Here is a 6,637-nt window from a genome sequence, read left to right as displayed (position 1 = left end):
CTGCACGGCCAGCAGGAAGGCCGCTTCTTCCACGGCTACTACAACTGCTATTGCTACCTGCCGCTCTACGTCTTCTGCGGCCGGCATCTGCTGGCGGCAAAGCTCAGGCGTTCCAACATCGATGCCAGCAAGGGAGCGGTCGAGGAGGTTGCGCGGATCGTGAGGCAGATCCGCAGGTCGTGGCCCCGGGTCCGCATCATCCTGCGCGCCGATTCCGGCTTTGCCCGCGAGGCGCTGATGGCCTGGTGCGAGCAAAACCGCGTCGACTATGTCTTCGGGGTCGCCCGCAACGAGCGGCTGGAAACAAAGATCGCCCCGGCCTTGGCGGAAGCCTGCCAGTCTTGCAGGGCAAGCGGCCAGGCCGCCCGTGTCTTCCGCGACTTCCTGTGGTCGACTTTAGACAGCTGGTCCCGCCGCAGGCGGGTCGTGGCCAAGGCCGAGTGGACGACGCTGGGCGCCAATCCGCGCTTCATCGTGACGTCCCTCAAGCCAGAGCGTTGGGCGGCACGGGCGCTTTACGAGGATCTCTACTGCGCACGCGGCGACATGGAGAACCGCATCAAAGAGTGCCAGCTCGACCTCTACGCCGATCGCACGAGCGCCCACACCATGCGCGCCAATCAATTGCGGCTCTGGTTCGCCTCGTTTGCCTATGTCCTGATCTGCGCCTTGCGTCGCCTCGGTCTCGCCCACACCCGGCTTGCCGAGGCCACCTGCGGCACGATCAGGTTGAAGCTGCTGAAGATCGGTGCGCAGGTCCGCGTCTCGGTACGCCGCATCAAGGTGGCGATGGCTTCGGCGTGTCCCTATGCCGACGAATTCGCACTGGCACACGCCCGAATACGCGCCGCGGCCCGATGACGCCGCCGGACCCGAACCCCTTCCCGCCAACAACAAAGGATACATTGCACAAGCTCAAACCGCCGCACGCACGCGGCGCCGATTGCGCTCGTCTTCGGGATCGGGGCACGATGCCAGCGCCTGGCCAGGCCAAAACACCGCCTAACGCCAGATGCGGTGAGAAAAGCGGGCTAGCTGACCACCGCGATGAGCGCGAGGAACTTCGCCAGCCTCTCGGCGGTCTCGAGCCTCGCCTCCTCGGCACGGCAGCCGGACTTCATGACCTTGTGGAACACCTCCGCCTTCCAGCGCAGGGCGTACCAGCCGAGCTTCTCGACCGCCGCGGAGAGATCTTCGACCGGCAAGTTTGTCACCACCTTCCAGTCGATCGGCTCGCGACCGGGCGGCGGATTCTCTTCGAGGGCGTGGATGTAAGTCAGAACCTGCGGACTGTAGCGCTTCTGCTTGCCCACCGGCGGCAAGGTGTTGATGGCGGCGAACTTCACCTGCAGCCAGGTCGTCTCGTCCTGATCAACCGTAATGCGATGACGTCCCTCCCAAGGCGCCGCCGCAAGTTGGGCAAAGACGCGATGAGCAGGATCGTGTGGGGCAGCATCGGCGGGCCGCTCGGCCAGCCTGTTCGTCTGCACCCGCACGAGGAAGCTGGTACCAAGGTCCTGCGCGGTGCAATAGAGCTTGTAGATGTCGCTCTCCCGGTCACCCACATGCACGCAGCGCTCGGGCGCGCCAACGAGCGCGATGGACTGGCGCAGGTTCTCCAGCCAGCGGTAGCTCTCCTTCGTCTCGATCGGCACGCGCGTGGGATTGATGTGCCGCTTGAGCGCGAGCGTTCCCTTGAACTTCGTTCGTGTCCAGAACTTCGCCGCCGTCAGACCGAGGGGTGTGCCGGTGAGGGTGACGGCCAGGCTCGAATGCATCAGCACCCCGCACAAGGTCAGCATGTTGGGCTGCCCGGCCTTGTAACGCCCGGCGTTGATGGTTCTGGTGAGCCGATTTTGCCAGGCTGCGCGCGGCTGTAGATAAATTCGGTCGTGTCCTTTTTTCGGGCATCGGTCGATAGAGTCCGGCGCATCCTCTCAAGCCTCGCTACCGCTGCCCGCAGCCGCGCCAGTTGCGCCACCGTCGATCGGGTAAAGGTGCTCGCCTCCCTCTCGCTCGATCGACATTTGACCTATGTCGCGATGACCCGCCACCGCGAGGATCTGCAGCTTTACTACGGTCGCCGCTCCTTCGCCTTCAATGGCGGTGAGGTCAGTCAGTTTATACAGCCAGTGCTGCATTCGATTTCTCCGTGAACGTGTCGGCGATTTCGATAGTGCCCCGATGGCCGGTAAAGGCGGCGAGAACGGGATCTTTAGTTCCTCATGTGGTGCGACCGCTACGATCGGTTCGGGGCTGGCGATCCGTCATTCCCATCTTTTCAAAGCGGATCAGGCTTTCACACCGATCACTTCGTTCCGACCGTCGGCGAATTCGCCGTGCACAGCTCGTATGACCGCACCGGCTGCGAAGCAGTGAGGCCACGCTTCAGGCGGCGTTCGAGGAAATCGCCGGGCGCTTTCGCAAAGGCAAGGGACAGGCTACCGGAAAGAGAAACGCCGGTGACGGCAAGACCGCCGGCGAAACGACCGCGACGGTCGTGGCCTCCTCGATCTCGATCTCGCCGAGACCGGCTCTTAGCGCGATCCGGCCGATGCGTTCGGCCTCGCGCGTCTCGGCCTGCCTGAGCTGGTCCTGCAGGCGGGCGATTTCTTCCCATATCTTCGATGACGGCTTCTTCATTCCGGTCGCGTCTCCCTGAAGTCTAGCGGCGTTTGTTTCGCCGCAAGACTTCCTCAAAAGCACGTCCGAAGGAACGTGCAGATTTGCACGTCGGCAAAGCCGACACTTTGGAGGATCATCCCGGCCGTTCCGAAGGAGCGGTTCCAAGGCCGCAATTATAACGCGACGCCCTTGCTGGGGCCCGGTCCGGGCCTGTCGCTCCCGACGAATGAGGTTCGTGTTCGGGAGTTTTCGTCGCCGTGGCCATCGCCCACTTTTCCGTCAGCATCGTCAGCCGCCGCGACGGCCGCAGCGCGGTGCTGTCGGCGGCCTACCGGCACTGCGCGAAGATGGACTACGAGCGAGAGGCCCGCACGATCGACTATTCGCGCAAGTAGGGCCTGGTGCATGAAGAGTTCCTCTTGCCCGCCGATGCGCCGCAATGGGCGCGCAACCTGATAGCGGACCGGTCCGTCGCTGGTGCGGCGGAGGCCTTCTGGAACAAGGTCGAGGCCTTCGAGAAGGGTGTCGACGCGCAGCTCGCCAAGGATCTCACCGTCGCGTTGCCGCTGGAGCTTTCGGTCGAACAAAACATCGCGCTCGTCCGCGACTTCGTGGAAAAGCACGTCCTGTCCAAGGGGCATGGTTGCCGACTGGGTCTACCACGACAATTTGGGCAATCCGCATATCCACCTGATGACGACGCTGCGGCCGCTCACCGAAGACGGCTTCGGGCCGAAGAAGGTAGCTAGGCTGGGCGAGGACGGCGAGCTGCTCAGGACCAAGGCCGGCAAGATCGTCTACGAGTTATGGGCCGGCGACACCCAAGACTTCAACGCGTTTCGCGATGGCTGGTTCGAACGGCAGAACCATCATGTCGCGCTGGGCGGAATCGCGCTGCAGGTCGATGGCCGGTCCTACGAAAAGCAAGGCATCGAGCTCGTGCCGACCATCCATGTCGGTGTCGGCGCCAAGGCGATTCAGGGCAAGCGAAAACAGAAGGATGGAAGCCGTCGCTTGAGCGGCTCGATCTGCACGAGGAGCGGAAGGCTGAGAACCTGCGCCGCATTCAGGCCCGTCCGGAAATCGTGCTCGATCTCGTTACCCGCGAGAAAAGTGGTCTTCGATGAACGCGATGTGGCCAAGGTGCTGCACCGCTATGTCGATGAATGCCAGCGCGATACACGACGCGGGAGCTGATCCGGGTCGAAGCCGAGATGGCGCGGCGGTCGGTCTGACTCTCCGGTCGCGAGTCGCACGGTGTTTCCCAGACGGTGCTGGAAACGACCTTGCCCGGAATGCCCCTGTCGGAGGAGCAACGAACGGCCATCGAGCATGTGGCGGGTTCCGCCCGCATCGCTGCTGTCGTCGGCCGTGCCGGCGCCGGCAAGACTACGACGATGAACGCCGCCCGCGACGCATGGGAACTTGCCGGCTACCGGGTGGTCGGCGCAGCACTTGCCGGCAAGGCCGCCGAGGGCTGGAGAAGGAAGCGGGGATCGCCAGCCGGACGCTGGCGCCTTGGGCTTTGTGAATCGTGGTGGCATAGCCATGGTCGAGATTGTTGTAGGAGCGGCTCTCGACCGTCACCTGCCGGCGCTGATCGCCTTCCCCGACCATGACCGTGATAAGGTTCGGCGCCGCTTCGACGACGCGCCCGATCAGGCCGTTCTTGACGCCGAGCGCGCCCTCGTTTTTCAGGAACACGATCTGGTCGCCGGCGTTGAAATGTCGGATGCCATCGGCGGTCCTGAAGGAATGGCCTTCACCGACGATACCGCGCTCGACCAGCTTATCGCGCGCGAGCTCGTTGAGCATGCGCACGTCGCGGCGCAGATGCGCGAGGATCAGCGTGGTCTTCGCAACGACGTTTCTTTGTCGAGATAAGGCAAACCGCAATCACCGCCTTGGTGCCACGTTCCTGTCGGAACTTCGCGCAAATATAACAACGCTCGAACCGTCGGTACTGTTCGAGGCGCGTACACCGGTAGCGCACACGATCGAAGTATTCGAACAAGATGTTCTGCAGCGACGTGTGGCCGACCGGAGTTATCGACAGTGACGACATCCGATCCCTCCGCCTCGAGCTTACCGCCACGCTTCAGGCGCTGCCCAATGTCATCACCGGCTTCGCGACCACGGCTTCTCAGACGGTGGGCGATCAGTTCCGGTGACGCCACGACATTTACGATCTTCAACCGCGGAAATCTTCTCCGCGCGTCGGCCAGGATGGCACGCGACGCGTTCGCGATCACCATGTCTCCATTGGCCAGCCATTCATCGACAATGATCGGTAATCCGTAGAACAGTCCATGCGCTTGCCAATGCAGAGCAAGGCGGTTTTCCGCTACCAGCCGCTGGAACGCTTCCTCCGCTGCGAACGCGCTGTTTTCGCCGCCTCCGGCTGGCCGGGTGATAATCCGTCGCACGAACTTGAAGCGGTCGTCGCCGGCGAGTGCGTCTCTTGCGAGATTCAGCAGCGTGTCCTTTCCCGCGCCGCTCGGGCCGACCACCAGGACAAGTGTTCCTTCCGGACGCGGGCTATCGTTCATTAGCACCCTCCAATTCCATCTGGCGAAACTCGAAGCGAGAGGTGGCTACGAAATCGGCGTCCGGGCTTTCCTGCTCGCACAAGGTAATTGCATCGACGTGGAAGTCTTCCTCGAGCAGCGGCTCGAAATGGTCTTTCAGACGCTTCTCGACGCTCTCCCGATCTTCCGCCGACACGGGACCAGTCAAGGTCATGTGAAACTGGAAGCGGTCGAAAACGTAACGATAAACCCACTGAACCAGATTGGTCATTTCCGCTTCATCGAGGCTCGACTTGAGCCGCCGCTGCAGATCCTCTGCGGTCAATGGCGCACGGAAGCGATCGAACTCCACACCACCCGAGCGGCAAAGCCGCGCAGATACGGCGTGGTGTCGACAGGTGCGAGGGCGAGAACTTTCCTAGCGTGGTGACCCGCAATGGTGCGATGGGGCAGGGCGGCCGACGTTGGATGAATTGTTGAATGGCGGCTTCCAGCTCTTGCCGGTTCGTACCTGGCGCAAGGCGGAACGGCGCTTTCAAGGTCGCATGGAAACCGTATCGCCGAGGTTCGGCCGTCAATTGAACGTCGGCGCGCGGTCGCTCCGTGCGTGCTGGTCTGTCTGGATCAAAGGGGTCCCGGCCCAACCAAAGTGCCGCCGTCCGGCTCAGGGGATGCGTCGGTGCCGGAGCATAGTGGAGAGCGTAGCGCCGCCCACTGCTTTGGCTGCTCATGCCACCAGCGCTCCGACCAAGGCTCGTTCGTCGGTTTTGGACGGCGAAACGACGGCCGATTCCGCGGCTCGTCCAACCTCAAACAAGCGGTCGGCGACGGCGTTGCGCACCTCTTCGTCGTGGAAGATACCAACGACGGCCGTGCCGCGTGCCTTGGCCTCGCGGATCAGTTCAACAACGGTTTGTCGGTTGGCTGCATCGAGAGACGCGGTTGGTTCATCGAGAAGCAAGATCGGATAGTCGACGATAAAGCCGCGGGCAATGTTGACGCGCTGCTGTTCGCCGCCGGAAAAGGTGGCGGGCGCGAGCGACCAGAGCCGTTCCGGAATGCGGACCCGGGTGAGCAGGGTCTCGGCGAGTGCCTTGGCCTCCTCGGCCGGCATGCCGTTGGAGATAGCCGGTTCGGCAACGACGTCGAGGGCAGCGACGCGCGGGATCACCCGCAGGAACTGGCTGACATAGCCGATGGTGCTGCGGCGGATCTCAACGACCTCCCAGGGCTCGGCGGCGAGGAGATCGATGGTTTGGCCGCCGTGTTCCACCAAAATCTGCCCGGCGTCCGGCTTGTAGTTGGCATAGAGCGAACGCAACAGCGTCGACTTGCCGGCGCCAGACGGCCCGTGCAGGCAGACGCATTCGCCGGCCCTTACCGTCAGTTCGATGGTGTCGAAGACCGGCAGGATGATGCCGCCCTGGGTGTGGAGCGTGAAGGTCTTGGTGAGGCCTTTGGCATGCAGAGGAATGGTCATGATG

General features: G+C 63.0%; 8 protein-coding genes and 1 pseudogene. 2 read left to right on the top strand and 7 right to left on the bottom strand.

Annotated features, from left to right (window positions below):
• Positions 1–861: IS1380 family transposase (locus IQ26_RS33560; RefSeq protein WP_145722678.1), on the top strand; the 861-nt coding region annotated here is incomplete at its 5' end.
• A 170-nt stretch (positions 862–1,031) separates the two neighbouring features.
• On the opposite strand, the gene IQ26_RS33555 is transcribed toward IQ26_RS33560, so the two are convergent.
• From IQ26_RS33555 to IQ26_RS40755, 3 genes are all read right to left on the bottom strand, one after another.
• Positions 1,032–1,802, bottom strand: coding sequence for an IS4 family transposase (locus tag IQ26_RS33555; RefSeq protein WP_240547370.1), 771 nt, complete (start codon positions 1,800–1,802; stop codon positions 1,032–1,034).
• 135 nt (positions 1,803–1,937) lie between these two features.
• Entirely contained in the window at positions 1,938–2,141 is a 204-nt protein-coding gene (locus tag IQ26_RS33550; RefSeq protein WP_145722677.1) for a hypothetical protein, read from the bottom strand.
• A gap of 247 nt (positions 2,142–2,388) precedes the next feature.
• On the bottom strand, positions 2,389–2,643 hold the full coding sequence (locus IQ26_RS40755) for a TraC family protein (protein ID WP_240547369.1): 255 nt from the start codon (positions 2,641–2,643) through the stop codon (positions 2,389–2,391).
• 239 nt (positions 2,644–2,882) lie between these two features.
• Here IQ26_RS40755 and IQ26_RS33535 point away from each other — a divergent pair.
• Positions 2,883–4,153 (top strand): annotated as a pseudogene (locus IQ26_RS33535) (MobA/MobL family protein); the annotation flags it as partial.
• A gap of 316 nt (positions 4,154–4,469) precedes the next feature.
• Here the strand turns inward: IQ26_RS33535 and phnN are convergent.
• The 4 genes from phnN to phnL are packed head-to-tail and all read right to left on the bottom strand — an operon-like array spanning position 4,470 to position 6,633.
• Positions 4,470–5,174 carry a phosphonate metabolism protein/1,5-bisphosphokinase (PRPP-forming) PhnN gene (phnN, locus tag IQ26_RS33525; protein ID WP_145722675.1) on the bottom strand — a complete coding sequence of 235 codons (705 nt, stop codon included), beginning with the start codon at positions 5,172–5,174 and terminating at the stop codon, positions 4,470–4,472.
• Entirely contained in the window at positions 5,164–5,505 is a 342-nt protein-coding gene (locus IQ26_RS41160) for a DUF1045 domain-containing protein (RefSeq protein WP_276316456.1), read from the bottom strand. The genes phnN and IQ26_RS41160 overlap by 11 nt, the downstream gene beginning before the upstream one ends.
• Positions 5,432–5,884, bottom strand: coding sequence for a DUF1045 domain-containing protein (locus IQ26_RS41155; protein WP_276316455.1), 453 nt, complete (start codon positions 5,882–5,884; stop codon positions 5,432–5,434). The genes IQ26_RS41160 and IQ26_RS41155 overlap by 74 nt, the downstream gene beginning before the upstream one ends.
• Entirely contained in the window at positions 5,881–6,633 is a 753-nt protein-coding gene (gene phnL, locus IQ26_RS33515) for a phosphonate C-P lyase system protein PhnL (RefSeq protein ID WP_145722668.1), read from the bottom strand. The genes IQ26_RS41155 and phnL overlap by 4 nt, the downstream gene beginning before the upstream one ends.
• Positions 6,634–6,637 lie beyond the last annotated feature (4 nt).

It is taken from the genome of Mesorhizobium tianshanense, from assembly GCF_007830515.1.
Classification (GTDB): domain Bacteria; phylum Pseudomonadota; class Alphaproteobacteria; order Rhizobiales; family Rhizobiaceae; genus Mesorhizobium; species Mesorhizobium tianshanense.
Note: the sequence above shows the minus strand (reverse complement) of the source record. Positions and strands in the feature narration are given on the sequence as shown.